This window comes from Christiangramia sabulilitoris (assembly GCF_007050985.1).
Lineage (GTDB): Bacteria > Bacteroidota > Bacteroidia > Flavobacteriales > Flavobacteriaceae > Christiangramia > Christiangramia sabulilitoris.
In genome coordinates this window covers 538,768-556,955 of the sequence record NZ_VHSF01000001.1, presented here as the reverse complement: position 1 = coordinate 556,955, position 18,188 = coordinate 538,768, and the positions used below count along the sequence as shown (strand labels likewise).

The window sequence follows — 18,188 nt, the reverse complement described above, 5'->3', positions numbered from 1 at the left end:
GTATTGGTTCGTTGGTCAAGTTAATTATTTTCTTACTAACGGTGCCGCTAATTGGCGATGAACCGTTGTTGTGCGTTGTTTTCTAGTTCCGATTACTGTTTTTTAGAATTTTATTCAGTTCTGACGCTCTTTCCATATTTATAGCTCCAACATATCCATAAGAAGTCATTCTTTCAAGTTCCGGACTTATTCCTGTTTCCTCATAAATGGAATCGACTTGTTTCCAAAGACTATCTTCTATTTTTTTTCTTTTTGAAAGAAATTCTTCCTGAGAAGATTCTAAAGAATCAGAATTAATATTTCTTAATTTCAAGGTTTCACTATAGATCACGTTTAGTAAACTATCTGATTCTAATCTATATTTTCTAGAAGTATGAAGCATTCTTTCTCCGGTATCCAGGTTTTTCTGAACATCATTTTCTAAAGAATCTAAGATTGGTTGAAAATCAACTTTTTTATCATTTGATTTATCTTGGCAACCGATAAACATTGATATTAAAATCAGAAGGAATATCTTCTTAGTCATTTGTTTGTGAAAATTACGCACAACGGTCTCGGTTATCGCCAGTTGGCGGAGTAGGGGACGCGGGATTGTCGGCTTATTATTGATTTGTTGGTCAAGTTAATTATTTTCCTTCTAACGCTGCCGCTTATTGGCGATGAACCGTTGTTGCCCACAGTTATTTTTGTAGTGCTTTTTCAATTCTATTTCTTGCTTGTAACGGACTTAAATTTAATTTTATCATTTCTGCTGCTATTAATTCAGCCATAATTCCACTGCGGTAAATATCGCCAGTCTTAGTCTTTTCATAAAGTTTTAATCGCTCTGTATAATTTTTAAAATTAGACATAACTCGCTCAGCTTGTTCAGCACTAATATTATAATCAGTTTCTAATTCGGTCAAAAACGATTCCGTATAGTAAGTAAATCCGAATTTATCTTTTAAAAACTCAATTTCAAATGGAATTGCAGAAAGTGAATCTAGCTTATATGTTTTTGCCTCGTTTATAAATTTCAATTTGCCTTTCTGTATTTTTTCAAATCCGATAATTTTATATCGGTCGGCTGGAATAGGATTTGTTGAAAGAGGAATGGAATCTATTCTTTCTATTGCAAGAATTTCTTTGTTTTCGATTATTTTATTCTTTAAAATTTTAAATTTTTTCCGATACCTATCAGAGCAATTGAAAATCGGATTACACTTAAATTCGAAAATTGTATCATTACTTTTCTTAATTCCGAAAAGTTCAGTTCCATTTACAAAATAGTATTTCTCATTTAATAAATTTTGAGATATAACTGAGTTAGAAATTAATAATATTAACGTTATTAGTAGACTTTTTTTCATAATTGTGGGCAACGGTCTCGGTTATCGCCAGTTGGCGGAGTAGGGGACGCGGATTTGTCGACTTAGTATTGGTTTGTTGGTCAAGTTAATTATTTTCTTACTAACGGTGCCGGCTATTGGCGATTAACCGTTGTTGGCAATAGTTATGATTCGATTTTTTTGAATTGATTGCCGTCTTTTAGAATTATTAAATCATCTTTTATTTTTTCTATTTTGTACTCAAAAGATTTATCAGAAATAATTTTTGGACCTGCTGGTTCTAATGTTATTTCTATATTTTTCGATGATGAGTTAGATAAGTCGAACTCAAATAATTCGTATCCTATGAATAAAACCCGATATTTCTCTTTTTCCGAATTACGCTCCTTTAAAATAGTTGCTTCTCCAGATTTATTTACTTGATACCCTTTTACATATTCAAAAGAATTAGATCCTAATAAAATCGTAGCTGGCATTGGCATTTGATCGTTGTATCCATCTAAAACTTTGAAGTGTAATTTTATTGAGTCCTTGTTATATTGATTGATAATATTTTCAATCTCAATTTTACTTTTTTGTTTAGTTTCTACTTTATCAAAATTTAAAATCATTTTTTTAGATTTTAAACTAAAATTTCCAGTTCCTATATCTTCAATTCCTAAACAACCGTGAGTAGAATATTGGAACTTTGAATTTTCTTTAAATTCAATACAAATTGAACTAAACCCTCCGTTAAACGAATTGCAAAATTTTCCTTTTAGTTTACTTTGGGAGTAAGAAACTGAAACTATTAATATTTGTATTAAAATTATATATTTCTTCATATCATAATTATTGCCAACGGTTTGCGGTTATCGCAAGTTGCGGGAGTAGGGACGCGGACTTGTCGGATTAACCAATTTCTTTCCTGGTTTCCAAAATTACACTTTTTCCTGATTACCCGTAATTTGAGATGAACCGCTGTTACATAAAGTTGCGCTAACCTTATCTAACAATAATATTATCCCAAATAATATTCCCATTTAACTTTATACCTCACAAAAATTGAATCATTTAATTTTTCTATCAAAAACAAATTAGGATAAACTTTGTATGGATATAATGCATTAATCGTATCTAATTTTCTTTTAAGTTCGGAAAGGTTTGAAATATTGTTTTCTGGCCAACTTTCGATATTACAAGTATCAATGGTATTGGCTTTATTTATATTTCTAAATAATTCTTTCTTAATATAAAATATTCTATCACCATTCTTTTTTAATTCCTTTCTATAAACTTTTTCTTCTGCAACTTTACCATTCCCGATTTCATATTCATAGGCTTTATTAGATAAACTATCAAAAATTAGATAAAAATCTTTGTTATTATTTTGTGCTGATAAATTTTCACAAATAATTAGTGAAAATGTTATTATAAAAAATCGCTTTATTCTACACATGATTCATTTTGTTTAATACCAATATAATTTGATATAACTGATTCAATTCTATTGTCTTCTTCTGCATTCATAACCTGTTGCCATGCTGTAATATCTGAGTAAATTAAACCTTCCCAAGCCAGATCTTTATAAAATTGTGATGGTTGTTGATCAGAGGGAACAGGAGTACCTGTATCAAATTCTTGTAAAGCTCTAGCAATTGTTTCTCTATAATGAGCAGCCATCTGCTGATGTTGCCAATTACTGTTAATATTTCTACCATATCTCAAATAATAATCGAGCATACCCGGATAATCTCCCTCAAGAAGCATTTGATCTAACTTATTAATATCAATATCGCCATTATCACTGGCTAATGAAAGTAATTTTCTCCACATTTCTGCGTGTATTATCTCATGTATTATGGTTTTAGCAACTAACAAATTTGGTCTTTTCTGGAAACTAGCATCTTTAATAGCATTTCCATTAAGTACTATATCTATTACGTAATTTTCTGGTGGCCTTGTATATCCCTTTTTAGTATTAGATGACATTGTATAATCAATTTCAAATTTTAAATGAGCTACAGGAAAATCTGGTTCAAATTTTTTAATAGCATTTTTAAATCCAGTGCTTGTAGATTTTAGTTTGTTATATACACAAAGTGCCTTTCCTTCTAATTCATTAATTATCTGATATTCATCATCAATTACACAACTCCCATTTTCGTCTTTAGTATAACCTGCAATACAACTTCTTTCAAGAGGCTTCGTAAGCACAGGATTAGAGTCGGGATCTAGGCTATCTGGTTCACTATCTGCCGGATCGCCACCTGTAGAACCTCCAGAGCCTCCAGTTCCTCCTGTGCTAGGATCTGTGCCACCATCACTTCCGCTTCCTCCACAAGATGTGGTGGTAACATATCCTCCGTCTGTACAAGTACGTGTAGCTTGATCAATAGTTCCCCAATAATCACATTCACTTCCATTTTCTAATGTGTGCTTTCCTGACTTACAGGTATTATCTGTACAAACTCCGTCCTCATATTGAGTAAACTCATAGCAACTCCCGTCTGTTGAGCTTCTTAATATCAAATCGTCATCTACGATAGTCTTAACTCTGGTGCTTGAAAAATCATATTCATCATTTGATGATATATTACAGGATAATCTATTTTATATTGACGAATGGTACCATCGCGGTAAAACGTAAGCACATAATTTTCTAAGGTATCTCTTGTTGAATTTTCTCTAAATATTGGAAAAGTATAACTTTTATAATGAGCAGTTTCTATAAGTTGAACTCTGGAAGTATCAATTTCAAAATCATATTTTACGGATGTTATAGAACTTTTTCCTGTTCCACCAGAATTAAATTGTTTGACAAATTCAGCTAAATGCTTATCGTCTTTTATGAATTGATTGGCAGAAGTAACCGTTCCTTTATATTCGATTTTAAAACCGGAAAAAGGTTCATTTATGTTATCTTCTGAATTTTGTGAATTTTCTATTTCTACATCGCTTTCTAATACCGATTCTTTTTCACAGCTATAAACAATAAATAATAGAAATAAAGCGAGAATTGAAAATTTGGAATGAACTAATTTCATTTTTAGGAAGGTTAAGTTGATAAATAAATGAAATAGGTAGGGCTACGGATTGCAATATATATAAATTTTCTTAAAAGAAACGAAATTTTTCTTAGCGCAATTTTTTGTAACGGTCTCGGTTATCGCCAGTTGGCGGAGTAAGGGACGCGGATTTGTCGGTTTAGTATTGGTTTGTTAGTCAAGTTAATTATTTTTTATCTAACGGTGCCGCTTATTGGCGATTAACCGTTGTTGGCAATAGTAGGTTAGAATACTATTTCTTCCTTTTAAATATTGAAAGAAAGTTTTTTAGTGATTTAGTTATCTTCAATAAATCATTTTTTATCGAATCTTTTTCAAATTGACTTGTCTTCGATTTAAAATCTTCCCAATATGGAGTTAGAAACGAAATATCCGATTTGATAGAATTCTTTTCAAATTCACTTGCTTTACTTTTTAATTCATCTTGCAATTGGGAAATATGAATATCAATCTTCTTTGTTTGTGAAGAATTTTTCCAAATTTCTTTTATTTCTTGCCATTCTATTTTCTGTGTCATATTAATCTATTTTAGAAATTAAACAATCTAAAAGTTCTTTTCTAATTCTTTTCATTTTTACAGCAACATGATTTTCTGTTAATCCTGTAATTTTTGCTATTTCTTTATAGGGTAAGTCTTCTAAGGAAAATATAACAATGGCTTGATTTATTTTACTTAGTGTGTTTATGCATTCTTGAAGTGCCTTATATTTTTTCTCCAAATCTTGGTCTGGATAAATTGATGTTGGTTGAAAATTAATTGTTTCTAATCTCACACTTTTATCGTTGAACCTATTTAATTTGTTTTTAGAGCGAATGCATACATTCAATGTAATTCTATAAACCCAAGTATCTATAGTGGATTTATTCTCAAACGTAGACAAAGCCTTCCATATCTGATAAGTAACTTCCTGAAATAAATCTTCTGGTTCAATTGGAGAAACAGCATAGATTTTACAGATTCTGTAGATCTTTTCTTTATTCTTCTCAAGAATCTGCTCAAATGATTGTTTTTCCTTATTGTATAATTAAAGTCTTTCGACCCTCTATTATATTTAGTTACATGAATTGTAAAAATATGACAATATGATTATAAATTCTTTTGAAGAATAGGTCTGAAATGGAGTTCGATGCTATTATTGCCAACGGTCTCGGTTATCGCCAGTTGGCGGAGTGCGGGACGCGGATTTGTCGGCTTAGTATTGGTTTGTTGGTCAAGTTAATTATTTTCTTACTAATGCTACCGCTTATTGGCGATGAACCGTTGTTGGCAGCTGGCAAATGTCTATTCAATTATTGTGAGAATTTTATTTTTAAATTTTTCTCTTAAATCAGAATTTTCCTGTGCTTTTATATTATCTATTAAATTCTGATATTCTTTAATCACATTTTTGTGGAATTTTCTTCTATTTAGTTTGAATTCTTCACTTTTATCCTCTGGGTTTATCCAACCAATTATTGGAGTAGAAGGTTTTATATTTATTACAGTGGCCTTCTTAGTTTTTGATTGATGTAATAATCCAGAGCGAACTAATCCTGCAAATCTACCTGCATCATTTGGATCTATCACATTATGGAAAGCTTTTGATCTAGTGAAGAAGGTTTTAAATGGGTCATCATTTTTTCCTACAGTTTCGTCTCTACCGAGATAATATTGTTCTAATGTTTCAATTAGAATACAATCAATGCTAGCAATTAGAAAACCACAATTGTTTCTTATTTCATAATTATCGTGATTTTCTAAAATTTCTATTTGATCGAAATACCGTTTGTTATATCTATTCCAGAAAAATTCAATAACAGGTTTCCACTCGTCCTCATTAAAGGAATCTATTGAAAGTTTAGAAACCTGTTTTGATGTTAGTTTATTCATTCAAATTCCCATTAGTTTTTACCATTCTTATTTTTTGGATCTGTGGGAACTTGTCCTTTTTCTACTCTGTCAGTTGGAAATTTCGGAAATACTGGTTTCTGTGGTTTTTTTGGTTCATTTTTGTCTTTGTCGCTCATATTTGGAGATTTTTTATGGTTAAAATGATTATGTTCAATCCAGAAGCTATTAATGTAAGGATTATAAAAGTTTTACATCTATATAAATCGATGCTTCTCTGATCATTAATTAAAATATGATTATCAGAAACTTGGTTTAGTTTTTCAACGATTACACTTTCAAAGGATACTTTTTCATCTACTTGATCATTGTATTTATCCAACTCGTTTTTAAAATCTGCAATTTCTGAAGGTGTCGCTAGGTTTCTATAACTGAATCCTCTGAACAAGTTATTGTATGACTTAATTAGGAAGAAAAGACTTGTGAGAAATAATATAGATACCAGGAGGAATCCAGAATAATCCCAAAATAGAATTTCATTAATATCCTTTATCCCGATATTTTTTATGTAGTAATAATTCAAACCAACTATTAAAGTTAAAATGGTAACGGGTAAGTTTATTGAATTATCGAAATGCACCCTTCTATTTAATTCTCTGTCATAAAGACTTTTATAAAATGAATAGTCATTCATAATTTTTGCTTGCTGCCAACGGTCTCGGTTATCGCCAGTTGGCGGAGTGCGGGACGCGGAGTTGTCGGCTTAGTATTGGTTTGTTGGTCAAGTTAATTATTTTCTTACTAACGGTGCCGCTTATTGGCGATGAACCGTTGTTGTGCGCTGTCTAAAACTAATGGAAAGAGATTTTTTCACTTTATAAGCCTTCAAATCTCATAATTATAGTTTATTTTTAGTAATATTGAGAACTCGAAAGAGATTAAATCACTTTGTTATGTTGTTGAGATTTTCAGTTAAGAATTTTTTGTCATTTAAAGATGATACCGAATTCAACATGTTTGTTGGAAAAAATTACCGAACTCATTCGGAGCATGTTAGAGAAACATCTTCGGGAGTTAGTTTGATTAAAGCTGCTGCTATATATGGAGCAAATGGAGCAGGTAAAAGTAATTTGGTAGAGGCTATAGACTTTCTAAAATTCCTAATTATTGAGGAAAAAGATGAAGAAACTGTTTTACTTCCAAAAAGTTCAAAATTCAAATTAGACAAGCAATGTGGTGATAAACCTTCTGTTTTTCGAATTGAATTTGAATCCGGGAATGTGCATTATGATTATGCTGTGGAAATAGAAAAAGGAGAAATTTCTGATGAATGGTTATATATTGTCGAAAGTGCAAATAAAAATTTAGCAAACTTAGTTTTTCGTAGAAAGAAGGATTCTCCAATAGATTTTGAGTTTAAAATTAGTGAAGAAGATTTATCTTTTATAAGAGGATATGAGAAAAAGAAAATTTTAAAGGCAAATGAAACTTTTTTATCTATAATTCCTGAAGTTTTAGGTGATTATCCAATATTGACGCAAGCATTTAAATGGTTTGAAGAATTAAGAATTATTAAACCTCACTCAGATACTTTGTCGATTCCAATTATTTCTTCTCAAGAAGATGTCCGGAAATTTGCAAGCAATCTTTTGAAATCTTCTAAAACGGGAGTTTTAGATATTCATGTTTCTGAAGTAAAATTTGATGTATTTTTTAGTTATGACGATGAAGATTTTAAAATAGAAATTGAGGACTATTTAAAGGATATCTGGGATAGACATCAGGATGAAGTTGATAAAGAGGATTCAAAAAAATATCAGTTTGGTACAGCCTTTTGGAAAAAGGGAAAATTGAATTACGCTACTTATAATGAAAAAGAGGAACCAGTAGTTCTTGTTCTTAAGCCTATTCATATTGGGGATATACCATTTGAATTAGGCGAAGAATCAGATGGGACAAATAGATTATTAGAATTAGCCCCAGTTTTTTATAATCTTTTAGAGAAAGATACAGTGGTTATAGTTGATGAAATTGAAAGAAGTATGCATCCAATTTTAGCCAAGCAACTTCTCAGTTTATTTCTAAGTAAAGCGGATAATAAAAGTCAATTGATTTTCACTACGCATGAATCAAATCTTTTAGATCAATCTTTATTACGCCAAGATGAAATTTGGTTTACTGAAAAAAGGAATGAAGGTAGTACCGACTTATTTCCTTTAAGTGATTTTAGTGAAAGATATGATAAGGATATCCAAAAAGGATATTTACAGGGTAGATATGGTGCAATTCCATTTATGTCAAATCTTAGTGATTTGAATTGGAATGGATAGAGTTGCGCTTTCTTATAATAGACGAGAGGCAAGTAGAAGTGCCTCTATGATAATTATTGGGTATGAGGGAAGTAAAAGAGAACCTAAATACTTTAATAAGGTAGAAAATGATTTTCTAGAATCTAACGTAGCATTTATACATCCATTGCCTCCATTAAATGGTGAGTCTGCGCCGATAAGGGTTTTAGAAAGAGTTAAAACTTTTGTAGAAGATCCTACCAGGGGAGTTAATATAGAGGATGGAGACCAGGTTTGGTTTGTATTGGATGTTGATAGGTATCCTATAGAGCAATATGAGGCTGTCAAAGAATATTGCGATTTAGATGAAAAAAGGTTCTTAGCTATTAGTAATCCTAGTTTTGAAGTCTGGTTATGGATGCACTTGGATGATCCTGACAACATTACTTCTAAAACTTCTAAGCAGTTAAAAAATGAGTTACATGAAAAGTGTATTGAGCAAGGTTTCGGAGGTAATTGGTCTGATTATATCAAAGAAGCTATAAAACGAGGAGCTGCTTTTGATACAGAAGAAGAAAATTTTATTCCTGTTGAAAATACTTCTCGAGTATATAAATTGTTAGAGGAATTGCTGAGATTCAAGAAATAAACATCTTGTTTTAGATTGCGCACAACGGTCTCGGTTATCGCCAGTTGGCGGAGTAGGGGACGCGGATTTGTCGGTTTAGTATTGGTTTGTTGGTCAAGTTAATTATTTTCTTTCTAACTGTGCCGGCTATTGGCGATGAACCGTTGTTGGCAACTGGCATTATTGCAAGATTTCTGTTAATTTTTGATTCAATTTTTCTCCTCTTAAATTCCTCCCAATAATTTCTCCACTTTCTGAGATTAAAAAGTTATCCGGTATTCCATTTATTCCATAAATCAAGGAAGCTTTATTTTCATCACCTTTCAAATCGTTTACATGATTCCATATTAAACTATCATCTTTAATTGCCTTTAGCCAATTTTCTTTATTAGAATCTAAAGAGACCGCAAATATTTCAAATCCTTTTGGATGAAACTTATTATATGTTTTTACTAGATTAGGATTTTCCTTTCGACATGGTCCGCACCAAGCTGCCCAGAATTCAAGTAAAATTGCTTTACCTTTTAGACTAGACAGTTTTTTAATTTTTCCTACTGTATCCTGCATTTCGAAATCTACAAACTGTTCCCCTAATTTTGGGTTTTGGTTTAATTCAATATATTTCGAAATCTTCTTTCCGTATTGGTTATTTTTATTCTTGGATGAAAAGTTTTCATATAATTCAACGGTTTTTTTCTTACCCCAGGTTGATGAGTAAACTGAAAGTAAGTATGAACTATGAATACTATTTGGATGATTTTCTACAAATTCCATATCCATTTTGAGTTGTTCATCTCTTGGTAAAGAATCTGTTTTTTTGCTTAGTTTTTGACTTAAATTTTCTTCATACGATCCAGTTACCTTCGCAAGTCTAAAATCCGATTTAGTTGCATCAAATGTCATTGTAGAATCTTCTAACCATAAATATCTGTAATGGGAAAAATCTTTCGTTCTAAGAATTACCTGTTTTGGAGATTCGGTTAAATCTGTATGGAAAGTAAATGTATTTTCTTTAATCTTTGTTGAATCTAAAATGCCATTATCGGCATCTAAATATAATAAAGTTCCATTTTCAATTCCTTTAGTTTTTCCTTCTAAAGAAAATTCTATCTGCTCTTTTTCATTGCAAGAACTTAGTATAATTAAGAAAAGTCCGAAAATTAATTTTTTCATACGATTTTTTATTTAATGCTTGTTGCCAACGGTCTCGGTTATCGCCAGTTGGCGGAGTAGGGGACGCGGATTTGTCGGCTTAGTATTGGTTCGTTGGTCAAGTTAATTATTTTCTTACTAACGCTGCCGCTTATTGGCGATGAACCGTTGTTGTGCTTTCGTTATTTGTTTTCATTAATTTCTTGTTCAATTTGATATAATACATCTTTTGATTTATCCTTTAATTCTTCAAATAGAATAATAAAACCTTCGTGTTTAGCTATGTATACCAAAATCACATCTTCTAAACTTTGAAATTGAGAACTGGATGGATTATTGAGAAATTGAAAGTCTTCCATTCGAAACATTTCATCATTAACAAAATTCATCAACTCTTTTGGATTTCTTGTTTGTTTAATTGCACCAGGATAAGTACTAGCATAATTGGCCATAAGCTCTCTAGAATATTCATTACCTTCTTTAATATTATTGCCATTAGATTCTATTAATCGATAAAGATCAACTACTGCTACTTTTAATTTTGAATTGGAAATAATATTGAGTTTCCCAGAACTAACAAGTTCCCTAAATGTATTGTCTTGGATGGTGAGGTATTCGGAATCCCACAATGGAATATTCATCAACTCTCTGCCTTCCTCAATTGATTTTTGTTTGTCATAGATTTGTTTTAAAAATGAAGTGTTCCTATCTATTAATAAATTAGCTCTTGCAATATTCTTATTATAATAAAGTGTATCCTTCTCTAAATCTATTTTTAATCTTTTTAAGTAGAGGGTTTCTTCTTTTCCAAGTTTGGTAGATTCATTCCAATTATTAATCTGGAGTGCAATTAATATTCCTATAACTACAAGAATAATTTCGCCAATCGCATAAAGGAGATACTTACTGAATTTATTATTCGTAAGTGTCTTTTGTCTAATTTTTCTAAAGAAATTTATCATTAGAGGTTGATTTCTCTAAAGATATTCTTTTTATGCGATTAGCTTAATCAAATAATGAAGCACAACGGTCTCGGTTATCGCCAGTTGGCGGAGTAAGGGACGCGGAGTTGTCGGCTTAGTATTGGTTTGTTGGTCAAGTTAATTATTTTCTTTCTAAAGCTGCCGCTTATTGGCGATGAACCGTTGTTGTAAAAAGTTTAGTTCTCTGATTCTTTTTTGATGTGTTCCAAAACTCTATTGTGGATGTTATGAATTATGTAGTCAGACCACAATTTCCAATAGAACTCTGGGTAAATATCATTTTTATACCAGGTGGTTCCTTCAAGAATTGTCACGTTATCGTTTTCCTTAGTTAATTTAAATTGTCCTTTATAGGACTTAAAATATCCATCTAAGTGTGGTGGGTGAATATCCCAAAATGGGTTTATTTCGTTCATTGGAATTGGTTGTTCTTTTACATCGAACTGTAATAAATTTGGTTCATTCCAAGTAGTAATAGGTTCTACAAAGCTACCTGTTGTAAAATTGCAATATCTGATTGCACCTACGCCTGATCCTTCTATTGTTGCATTTGTCGGATAGGATATACCTGTTTTAAAAATCCAGTTTTCAGGTTCTTTTATTGTATCAAATGTTATAACATTTTTCCAAACATCTTCAATTGGCACGTTTACCTTAACTTTTGTAGTTACAGGAATTAATTTTTCAGGTTTATTAATTGTGTCAAATCCTAAAAATCCGAATGATAGAATTAATATTATTATAGTCAGATTTGTTGGATTTAGTTTTTTTGTTCCTGATAATCTGTATCCGAAATAGGATCCAATCCAACCAGCTAAAAGTAATAATGGACTTGCCATTAAGAGACAAATTAATCCTTCAATTGCAAATATTAATAAGAGTAACGAAGCAAAAATAAATGCTACGAAACTTAAATTGTAAGCATCCGTTTTTGAAAGTTTTATTTTTCTACCAGAAATAAATGGAGGTAAAAATCCTAAAATTATTGGTATTAAGAAGAAAACTGTCCAGCCGTAATCTCCAAAGTAGTTAATAGATATATATCCAAGAACTTGAACAATAACTAATGTTATAATCCAGGATTTATAGTTTGTTTTATTCCAAATTTGATTCACGAAATTTTTCTTCTAAATTTTTTACAACGGTCTCGGTTATCGCCAGTTGGCGGAGTAAGGAACGCGGATTTGTCGGCTTAGTATTGGTTTGTTGGTCAAGTTAATTATTTTCTTACTAACGGTGCAGGCTATTGGCGATTAACCGTTGTTGTGCTGCGTTTACCTCTCAAATTAATAATTGAGGTTATATCCTATTCCGAGACTTAACTCATTAAAGGAACTTAATTTATAATATTTTAGAAATATCAAAAACCGTTTATAATTTCCTTGAATTTTACCCTGGTACTCAATATTATCCTTATAAATCGAAATTTTTCCTACAACCTCTGGATAAAGTGGTTGTCCGAATGAAGTTCCAAACCCAATTAATACTCCTGAAGAATTATACTTTTTCGAAGTATTAATATTATTAAATTCTAGATGGCTGTATCCAGCTATAAAACTATATCTCGAAATATTAAAATCTGTTTCAAATGAATAACCTCTGTTATCAAATTTGTTTTCAAATTCAAAATCGCGAAAGCTAGTTCTAAAGTCAATGTCAAAATCACAATTAGAAATTGGATGTTTAAATTCTAAACTACCTTCTTGGAAAATATTTTCTTTTGAATTTGTCTGATAGCTATAACTGGCTTCTAATACTCCTCCAAAAAATATGTAAGGTGAGGAAATATCAATTTGTCCACCAATAGGATTATTTATTAACCCTGACTGTCCATATATTTTAATTTGGTACGCATCAAAGAAATCTTTGTTGCAATCATATTTCATTTCTATAATGACTTCACTTTCTCCCTTAAGTTTAAATTCTTTGGTCACCATTCCTACAAAGGATAAAACTAAAGTTGAGTTAGGATCCGAAACCTCAATTTCAAATTCACCCTCCAAATTTGATTCAGTTCCATTTCTTGTTCCTTTTTCAATAATTATGACACCTGGAAATGGAGCATTCTCAGCTTTAGATTTTACAATTCCGGAAACTTTAAATTGACTCCAACATAAGATTGGAACTAGGAGAAAGGAAAATATAAGGTAGTTTTTAATCAAATTTCTCAGGTAAATGCTGCACAACGGTCTCGGTTATCGCCAGTTGGCGGAGTAAGGGACACGGCTTTGTCGGCTTAGTATTGGTTTGTTGGTCAAGTTAATTATTTTCTTACTAACGGTGCCGCTTATTGGCGATGAACCGTTGTTGTGAAGCGTCTTTATCGAATTAACACATCACTATTTTTTTTTAAAGTTTTTATCTAATTCAGGTCTTAATTTCCTGTTTTTTATTTTTTGCTATTCTAAATATAATTAGAGATAATAAACCGAAGAATATTATTTCAAAAATGTATTGAGCAAATTCAGTTGATAAGACCTTTCCATCTTCTACAAGAATAAAATTTGTCAATCCCAATAAGGAGAAAACGCAAACTATTATGAAAATAGAGGATACAACGTATAATATTTTGATCATTCTTTTTGTAGGTAAAGTTGATCGAACTTCCAATTATCAAGAGGTTGCTTGCTCATCAAAAGTATTACCTTAACTTCAGAACTTTTTCCTTCTACATCTGTTTCAATTTGGGCAAATTTTGCTCCGTCTTCGGATCTAATACTTCCAGATGGAAAGCTTCCAAAACTTTGAATTTCACCTATCTCTTCAATAAGTTCTTTATTATTTTTTAAATAATCTTTTGCTAGTGCATATTCATCAGAATTGGAAATTTTAATAGTATTTCCAATTGTTACTACTAGAACTAATAATAACATACCCAGAATTGTATAGGAGATGTACTTAATAATCTTATTATTTTTCAACTCTTAAATTTTAATATTTCTCGTTTAACTAAATGTTCTAATGCTTCACAACGGTCTCGGTTATCGCCAGTTGGCGGAGTAGGGGACGCGGATTTGTCGGCTTAGTATTGGTTTGTTGGTCAAGTTAATTATTTTCTTTCTAACGGTGCCGCTTATTGGCGATGAACCGTTGTTGTGTGCAGTCTTTACGGATTAATAGCTAAAAACCGCGATCATTATTATTATAGTTATTATTAATGAAATTACTAGAATTTTAATCTGTTTTAGTTTTTCACTTTTCGATTTTAATCTAATAGCTTCTTTTATTCGTTCTAATTTTTCTTTAGGAACCTGGTGAAATTTAATTTTATCATTTTGTTGTTTTTTGGACTAGATTCCTTCTCGGTTATTTTCTTTAAACTTTGCTCGATTGGAAGGTTTGTTTGCTCGGTTTTGCTTTAACCGATTATTCATATCCTGAACGTGTCCAGCTCCAAAACTCATTATAAGTAAAGAATTATTAAAGTTAAGATGATTACAATACTAACTACAATTATTGAAATTGTCCCAATCTTCTTTTGATCTCTGTAATCATAGCTTGGAATTGTTTCGGTACTTGCTATGATCTTTTTGTCCTTTAATAACTTATCAATTTTATATCTGTCAGAGTCAAGCACAAAATATCTTATTCCTGTATCTGTAAATGGTTGAATATCTTGGTCGGAATAGAAAGGAACATTATGTTCTTTTAGGTTTGATTCAAAAACTATCTGATCCTTTGGCAGGATATACAGTTTAGTATGATTCTGTTGTTTTATGTAAATATGTTTATTCTCCAACTGAATTATCTGATTGCACACAACGGTCTCGGTTATCGCCAGTTGGCGGAGTAGGGGACGCGGATTTGTCGGCTTAGTATTGGTTTGTTGGTCAAGTTAATTATTTTCTTACTAACGCTGCCGCTTATTGGCGATGAACCGTTGTTGTGTGCTGGCTTTTAGGCCTCTTTTAATTCTGTACAAATAAGTTTATAAGCTGTAAAGTATTCGATGTCATTGTATATGTTGGATTCCATATGATTTAATTCGTTTTGAACTAATTCATTATCTAAACATTTTCTCCTCAAACTGCCTCCGAAAAAATCAAAATCCATGGGATTTCTTTTAGTTGCAATTTTCCCAAGTTCATAATGGTAAGTTACTGGTCTTTCCTTTTTGGACTCCTTTTTTTCTGATGAATTCGTAAATCTTATATTTAATATTGGGTTTTCTTGATTGGTTCTTTCTATTTTTTTTCTTGGTTCGAAAAGTTGATTCGCATACTCTTTCTTTTCTTTTAGGCTAGATTTTAAATCATAATAAAACTTATCAATCAAATTTTGATATCTTATGTGTTCATCTTTTCTGGCATAGATTAGTAAAAGCGATTCTCTATCATAGATGAAATCATATTTGAAGATTGATTCATAAAATACCTGGGATATATTTAAAACTTCAACAAAACTCTTTTTGTCAATAAGACTTTCTATATTCTCAATTTCTTTTGTGAATTCGCTTAAAATTTTTTTAAGCTTGTTGAGGATTTTATCGAAATATTTATCTAAAAACTTTCTATGTCTATCAATAATTTCTGGTATAGAAAATTCCATTGATTCAAACTTGAAGTTATTGTTCTTGTGATATCTTAAATAAACAATTTTATCTTTCTTATTATTATAAGCAAATAGACAAGAGGAAATGAATTTTCCATTCTGTTTTCTTATCGGGTGACCTACTAATTCATTTCTTAATTCTCGATTAATTGTATAATTAGGATCTTCTTTTAAATCACCTTTATTTATTCCACTTTTGAATATTATTAAAAGTTCTTCAATAAAATCTTGTTGAATGTAAATACTTTGTAAAAGACTTATGTGATTTGAAAACTGGTCGGAGTAAGTTTTTGAAGTTCTTTTATCAAAAATGATATCAAATGTATCTTGAAAATATCCCAGTATATCGCCGAAATAATTTGTTTGTACTTCAGGTGTGAATTTTATTTTCCGTTTACAAAATTCATATTCCCAAATGAATGAATTCCAAATATCAGCGATCCTATCTAATTTGTAAGTTACCTCTTCTTTCAAAAAATTTTCTTTAAAGCTTGCACACAACGGTCTCGGTTATCGCCAGTTGGCGGAGTAAGGAACGCGGATTTGTCGGCTTAGTAATGGTTTGTTGGTCAAGTTAATTATTTTCTTTCTAACGGTGCCGCTTATTGACGATGAACCGTTGTTGGCTAGCGTTTTAATTGTAGACAATTTCTGTTATAAAAATTCGCTTAATAATTTGTTGTTTGAAATTCACATTTGCTCTACTCATATTCTCAGCAATCACGTAAAAGGCGATATCACCAGCAGCTTCTTTCATATAAATATAGCTGTCTAAAAAATCACTTTTTGGATTATGAGCTTGTAATTCTTCAATGTAATTACTGTAATGATTAAATTTAACAAGGTTTTCATATGAGTTTAAAATTGAGTCTTTATCCATTCCAGGTCCAAAATATGCTACTTCACGATTTTTAAATTTGTAACTATTTGTTTTAGGATCCCAACATTTTTCTTTTAAGCTTACATTATTATGAATTTCATCGACCCAAACAGAATCTGTTGAGCATTGCAACTCTTTTTTCAAAGTATTCTCAAATATTGTATTTCCCTTTTTTGTTATTAGTTCTGATATTTCAATCTCTCTTTCTAGAATATCCTTAAGTAAGCGATGATAAGCTTTGTTCGTTTCTAAATTTGGATAAATTTTATGGAGCTTATTTTTCTCAAAATCTTTAATTAGCATATTGTATGCTTGTATGTTTTCTTGACCAATATTTTTTTCAGATTTACTTTTTTTTTCTGCTGAAGAACAACTCCACAATAGCATCGATAAAAGAAAAATTAGAATACGTCTCATAATATTAATATGCTAGCCAACGGTCTCGGTTATCGCCAGTTGGCGGAGTAAGGGGACGCGGGTTTGTCGGTTTAATATTTTGTTGTTGGTCAAGTTAAATATTATCTTACTAACGGTGCCGCTTATTGGCGATGAACCGTTGTTGTTGCCAGTTTTTACAAGTTATAATATATTCTTCTTAAACTGTCTACAGATTTTTTTAGTTTCATCGGTGCTAATCCAATAGATTTTCTTCTTTTGTCCAACTTGGCGTAATCTATGATTTCATCAGGACTTACATTATCATATATTCCATAAATAAATTTCTTTTGCTCTGGTACTCTTCTTTGGTAACTGTCAACGAAATTTCCTAAACTTTGTGGAGGAGCCTTTCCTTTGTCAATTAAATTTTTAAGAGTTTTGGTGTAGTAATCATAATCATCAAAATGAAATAATAGGATACCTGGATCAACGTTTCTTTGGTCAATATTATATCCTCCAATTAATCTATAATCTGGATATCCAAATTCCTCAATTATGTTTTTTAGTTTAATATCATTAATTGAGTCCGTTCTATTTATTTTCTCCCATATACTGTCCCGATTTATGTTTTTATCTTTTAACCTTTGTCGGTAATACTGATCAGCATTTTGCATTTCACTAATTTGTTCTCTCAATTCTAAATTTATATTATTTAGATATTCTTTCCTCAAATCAGAATAATCATATTTAATTTTATTCCATTCTTGGGATTTTAAAATTGATGAAAATGCCTCATTATCTTCTATTTGGTCAATTTCATAACCATTTAATATTAATTCTTTAATTAATTCTAAAGCTTTCTTTTTTTTACCAATAATGGCTGCAGACTCTGCATATTTTTCCATTTCATAAATCATAGTTTGATTTATCAATTCACAGGAGGAAGTAGCAGCACTCATTTTATCAAAAACCTTTTGATAATCTTCTAGGTAATATGCTTTTTCAGCTTCATAAACTAATTGATAATAATCTTCTATATAAGAACATTCTTTTTTTTCTGCACATGATATTAATAGAAAAATCATGAAATAAAGGCAATGTTTTTTCATCTATTTTCAATGTAAA

21 protein-coding genes are annotated in these 18,188 nt (G+C 30.9%); 2 read left to right on the top strand and 19 right to left on the bottom strand.

All coding sequences use genetic code 11. The features are described from left to right. Positions 1-82: 82 nt before the first annotated feature. The 11 genes from FGM01_RS02575 to FGM01_RS02530 all read right to left on the bottom strand — a co-directional run bounded on the left by FGM01_RS02575 (position 83) and on the right by FGM01_RS02530 (position 6,897). Positions 83-526, bottom strand: a complete 444-nt coding sequence (locus FGM01_RS02575; protein ID WP_143409574.1) for a hypothetical protein — start codon at positions 524-526, stop codon at positions 83-85. Positions 527-680: 154 nt separating this feature from the next. Further along, entirely contained in the window at positions 681-1,349 is a 669-nt protein-coding gene (locus FGM01_RS02570; RefSeq protein ID WP_143409573.1) for a hypothetical protein, read from the bottom strand. Positions 1,350-1,492: 143 nt separating this feature from the next. Beyond that, on the bottom strand, positions 1,493-2,152 hold the full coding sequence (locus FGM01_RS02565; protein WP_143409572.1) for a hypothetical protein: 660 nt from the start codon (positions 2,150-2,152) through the stop codon (positions 1,493-1,495). A gap of 176 nt (positions 2,153-2,328) precedes the next feature. Next, the gene (locus tag FGM01_RS02560) at positions 2,329-2,766 is read right to left on the bottom strand and encodes a hypothetical protein (RefSeq protein ID WP_143409571.1); all 438 of its coding nucleotides are present in this window, start codon (positions 2,764-2,766) and stop codon (positions 2,329-2,331) included. Then, the gene (locus tag FGM01_RS02555; RefSeq protein ID WP_143409570.1) at positions 2,754-3,839 is read right to left on the bottom strand and encodes a hypothetical protein; all 1,086 of its coding nucleotides are present in this window, start codon (positions 3,837-3,839) and stop codon (positions 2,754-2,756) included. The genes FGM01_RS02560 and FGM01_RS02555 overlap by 13 nt, the downstream gene beginning before the upstream one ends. Positions 3,840-3,847: 8 nt before the next feature. After that, a complete protein-coding gene (locus tag FGM01_RS02550) occupies positions 3,848-4,354 on the bottom strand; it encodes a hypothetical protein (RefSeq protein ID WP_143409569.1) in 507 nt (168 codons plus the stop codon). A 253-nt stretch (positions 4,355-4,607) separates the two neighbouring features. Next, positions 4,608-4,892 carry a hypothetical protein gene (locus FGM01_RS02545; RefSeq protein ID WP_143409568.1) on the bottom strand — a complete coding sequence of 95 codons (285 nt, stop codon included), beginning with the start codon at positions 4,890-4,892 and terminating at the stop codon, positions 4,608-4,610. 1 nt (position 4,893) lies between these two features. Further along, positions 4,894-5,367, bottom strand: coding sequence for an RNA polymerase sigma factor (locus FGM01_RS02540; protein ID WP_143409567.1), 474 nt, complete (start codon positions 5,365-5,367; stop codon positions 4,894-4,896). A gap of 290 nt (positions 5,368-5,657) precedes the next feature. Next, positions 5,658-6,245, bottom strand: coding sequence for a hypothetical protein (locus tag FGM01_RS02535; protein WP_143409566.1), 588 nt, complete (start codon positions 6,243-6,245; stop codon positions 5,658-5,660). An 11-nt stretch (positions 6,246-6,256) separates the two neighbouring features. Then, on the bottom strand, positions 6,257-6,382 hold the full coding sequence (locus FGM01_RS14690) for a hypothetical protein (RefSeq protein ID WP_262710772.1): 126 nt from the start codon (positions 6,380-6,382) through the stop codon (positions 6,257-6,259). Then, a complete protein-coding gene (locus FGM01_RS02530) occupies positions 6,379-6,897 on the bottom strand; it encodes a hypothetical protein (RefSeq protein WP_143409565.1) in 519 nt (172 codons plus the stop codon). Before FGM01_RS02530 ends, FGM01_RS14690 begins: the two co-directional genes overlap by 4 nt. Before the next feature lie 259 nt (positions 6,898-7,156). Here FGM01_RS02530 and FGM01_RS02525 point away from each other — a divergent pair, with 259 nt between their 5' ends. Beyond that, complete coding sequence (locus FGM01_RS02525; RefSeq protein WP_143409564.1) at positions 7,157-8,533, top strand: AAA family ATPase; 1,377 nt, start codon at positions 7,157-7,159, stop codon at positions 8,531-8,533. Beyond that, the gene (locus FGM01_RS02520) at positions 8,526-9,140 is read left to right on the top strand and encodes an RloB family protein (RefSeq protein ID WP_143409563.1); all 615 of its coding nucleotides are present in this window, start codon (positions 8,526-8,528) and stop codon (positions 9,138-9,140) included. Before FGM01_RS02525 ends, FGM01_RS02520 begins: the two co-directional genes overlap by 8 nt. 159 nt (positions 9,141-9,299) lie before the next feature. Here FGM01_RS02520 and FGM01_RS02515 read toward each other — a convergent pair whose 3' ends face one another. The 8 genes from FGM01_RS02515 to FGM01_RS02480 all read right to left on the bottom strand — a co-directional run bounded on the left by FGM01_RS02515 (position 9,300) and on the right by FGM01_RS02480 (position 18,148). Beyond that, positions 9,300-10,292: a TlpA disulfide reductase family protein gene (locus tag FGM01_RS02515; RefSeq protein WP_143409562.1), complete on the bottom strand. Its 993-nt coding sequence runs from the start codon at positions 10,290-10,292 to the stop codon at positions 9,300-9,302. Between the two features lie 161 nt (positions 10,293-10,453). Next, positions 10,454-11,233, bottom strand: coding sequence for a DUF6090 family protein (locus tag FGM01_RS02510; protein ID WP_143409561.1), 780 nt, complete (start codon positions 11,231-11,233; stop codon positions 10,454-10,456). Positions 11,234-11,430: 197 nt separating this feature from the next. Next, positions 11,431-12,369 (bottom strand): SRPBCC family protein, encoded by a 939-nt coding sequence (locus FGM01_RS02505; RefSeq protein ID WP_143409560.1) that lies wholly within the window; start codon positions 12,367-12,369, stop codon positions 11,431-11,433. Positions 12,370-12,540: 171 nt separating this feature from the next. Then, entirely contained in the window at positions 12,541-13,416 is an 876-nt protein-coding gene (locus tag FGM01_RS02500) for a carboxypeptidase-like regulatory domain-containing protein (protein ID WP_166435176.1), read from the bottom strand. 411 nt (positions 13,417-13,827) lie between these two features. After that, positions 13,828-14,175, bottom strand: coding sequence for a cytochrome c oxidase assembly factor Coa1 family protein (locus tag FGM01_RS02495; protein WP_143409558.1), 348 nt, complete (start codon positions 14,173-14,175; stop codon positions 13,828-13,830). Positions 14,176-15,151: 976 nt separating this feature from the next. Further along, positions 15,152-16,279 carry a hypothetical protein gene (locus tag FGM01_RS02490; protein ID WP_143409557.1) on the bottom strand — a complete coding sequence of 376 codons (1,128 nt, stop codon included), beginning with the start codon at positions 16,277-16,279 and terminating at the stop codon, positions 15,152-15,154. 160 nt (positions 16,280-16,439) lie between these two features. Then, the gene (locus tag FGM01_RS02485; protein WP_143409556.1) at positions 16,440-17,102 is read right to left on the bottom strand and encodes a hypothetical protein; all 663 of its coding nucleotides are present in this window, start codon (positions 17,100-17,102) and stop codon (positions 16,440-16,442) included. Positions 17,103-17,257: 155 nt separating this feature from the next. Continuing rightward, positions 17,258-18,148: a hypothetical protein gene (locus FGM01_RS02480; RefSeq protein ID WP_143409555.1), complete on the bottom strand. Its 891-nt coding sequence runs from the start codon at positions 18,146-18,148 to the stop codon at positions 17,258-17,260. Positions 18,149-18,188: the final 40 nt, after the last annotated feature.

Bases quoted from the DNA above. Each gene is read 5' to 3' on its own strand.
- FGM01_RS02545 (WP_143409568.1), bottom strand. From the start codon at position 4,892: ATGACACAGAAAATAGAATGGCAAGAAATAAAAGAAATTTGGAAAAAT.
- FGM01_RS02525 (WP_143409564.1), top strand. From the start codon at position 7,157: ATGTTGTTGAGATTTTCAGTTAAGAATTTTTTGTCATTTAAAGATGAT.
- FGM01_RS02570 (WP_143409573.1), bottom strand. From the start codon at position 1,349: ATGAAAAAAAGTCTACTAATAACGTTAATATTATTAATTTCTAACTCA.
- FGM01_RS02485 (WP_143409556.1), bottom strand. From the start codon at position 17,102: ATGAGACGTATTCTAATTTTTCTTTTATCGATGCTATTGTGGAGTTGT.
- FGM01_RS14690 (WP_262710772.1), bottom strand. From the start codon at position 6,382: ATGAGCGACAAAGACAAAAATGAACCAAAAAAACCACAGAAACCAGTA.
- FGM01_RS02510 (WP_143409561.1), bottom strand. From the start codon at position 11,233: ATGATAAATTTCTTTAGAAAAATTAGACAAAAGACACTTACGAATAAT.
- FGM01_RS02480 (WP_143409555.1), bottom strand. From the start codon at position 18,148: ATGATTTTTCTATTAATATCATGTGCAGAAAAAAAAGAATGTTCTTAT.
- FGM01_RS02560 (WP_143409571.1), bottom strand. From the start codon at position 2,766: ATGTGTAGAATAAAGCGATTTTTTATAATAACATTTTCACTAATTATT.
- FGM01_RS02515 (WP_143409562.1), bottom strand. From the start codon at position 10,292: ATGAAAAAATTAATTTTCGGACTTTTCTTAATTATACTAAGTTCTTGC.
- FGM01_RS02520 (WP_143409563.1), top strand. From the start codon at position 8,526: ATGGATAGAGTTGCGCTTTCTTATAATAGACGAGAGGCAAGTAGAAGT.
- FGM01_RS02565 (WP_143409572.1), bottom strand. From the start codon at position 2,152: ATGAAGAAATATATAATTTTAATACAAATATTAATAGTTTCAGTTTCT.
- FGM01_RS02575 (WP_143409574.1), bottom strand. From the start codon at position 526: ATGACTAAGAAGATATTCCTTCTGATTTTAATATCAATGTTTATCGGT.
- FGM01_RS02535 (WP_143409566.1), bottom strand. From the start codon at position 6,245: ATGAATAAACTAACATCAAAACAGGTTTCTAAACTTTCAATAGATTCC.
- FGM01_RS02550 (WP_143409569.1), bottom strand. From the start codon at position 4,354: ATGAAATTAGTTCATTCCAAATTTTCAATTCTCGCTTTATTTCTATTA.
- FGM01_RS02530 (WP_143409565.1), bottom strand. From the start codon at position 6,897: ATGAATGACTATTCATTTTATAAAAGTCTTTATGACAGAGAATTAAAT.